The 1,280-nt window shown below is 72.0% G+C and carries 2 protein-coding genes; one reads left to right on the top strand and one right to left on the bottom strand.

Annotated elements, in window-relative coordinates:
* Positions 1–1,056: Glu/Leu/Phe/Val dehydrogenase dimerization domain-containing protein (locus ABZU52_RS22450; protein ID WP_354972946.1), on the bottom strand; the 1,056-nt coding region annotated here is incomplete at its 3' end.
* On the opposite strand from ABZU52_RS22450, the gene ABZU52_RS22445 reads away from it, so the two are divergent.
* Positions 961–1,280 (top strand): AsnC family protein (locus ABZU52_RS22445; RefSeq protein ID WP_354972947.1); only part of this gene is annotated, 320 nt, incomplete at its 3' end. The genes ABZU52_RS22450 and ABZU52_RS22445 overlap by 96 nt on opposite strands.

Raw genomic sequence — 1,280 nt, 5'->3', positions numbered from 1 at the left:
GCGGCGGCCGTGTTCGATGCGTTGGCGGGCGCGGGAGTGGGCGGCGGCGGCCGGGGTCGAGCCGGTGGCGCGGGCGGTGCGCAGGATGTCGGTGAGGGTGTCGGCGATGCCGCGGACCCGGGCGGCGGCCTGGTCGGAGGTTTCGTGGTGCAGTTCGACGGCGGTGGCGTGGATGATGCCGCCGGCGCTGACGATGATGTCCGGTGCCCAGAGGATGCCGTGCTGGTGCAGCAGGTCGGCGGTGGCTGGGGCGTCGAGCTGGTTGTTGGCCGGTCCGGCGATCGCGGCGCAGCGCAGTGTCGGCACCGTGTGCGGGGTGAGCAGACCGCCGAGGGCAGCGGGGACGAGCACGTCCACGTCGGCGGTCAGGCAGTCCTGCGGGCTGGCCCAGGCGGCACCCACTGTGACGGCGAGCGTGCGTCTACCCTTGTCGATGTCGGCGGCCACCAGGGTCGCGCCGGCGTCGGCGAGCATGCGCAGTACGTGGCCGCCGACGCGGCCGAGGCCGAGCACCGCGAAGCTGCGCGCGGACAGGTCCGCCGAGCCGAACCGCTCGGCGCACAGGGCATGCAGCGCGGCGAGAACACCGACCGCAGTGTGTCCGGAGGAATCGCCGCTGCCACCGACGTCCACCGGTCGACAGAACGCATGCGGGGTTCGCTCGGCGATCGTGACCATGTCGTCCGGTCCGGTTCCCACGTCCGGTCCGGTGGCGTAGGCGCCCTCCAGACCGGCGATCACGTCGCCCGCGTCATGCAGCACCGCCCGACGGGCAGCCGCGTCCAGTGTCCTGCCCGGGGGCAGGGCGACGACGGTCTTGCCGCCGCCGTTGGGCAGCCCGGCCAGCGCGCACTTGTCCGACATCGCGGCCGACAGCCGCAGCGCGTCGGTGAGCCCGTCGCGCCAGTGCGGGTAGTGCGCGAGCCGGCAGCCGCCGATGGCCTGACCGAGCGCGGTGGAGTGCACCGCGACAACGATCGGCAGGCCGGACCGTGCACCCCGCCTGACGACGACGTGTTCGTGCATGGACTCGGTGTCGAGGTGGGTCGCGACCATGATGGCTCCTGTCGTGCGCTCGCCGGAACGGGATCGACAGTAGGCAGGTGGTTGGCACCGACCAGCTCAAAGCGAACATCGTTCGGAGAAGATGGCAAGATCCCGGTCGTGGACGAATTTGATACGGCGATCATCCAGCACCTGCAGACACATGCGCGGCAGACCAACCGCGAACTGGCCCGCGCGGTCGGCATCGCGCCGTCCACCTGCCTGGAACGCGTGCG

The sequence above is a fragment of the Micromonospora sp. NPDC005220 genome (assembly GCF_040607895.1).
Classification (GTDB): Bacteria; Actinomycetota; Actinomycetes; order Mycobacteriales; family Micromonosporaceae; genus Micromonospora.
The sequence above is the reverse complement of the archived record's forward strand: the minus strand, read 5'-3'. Positions and strand labels throughout refer to the sequence as shown.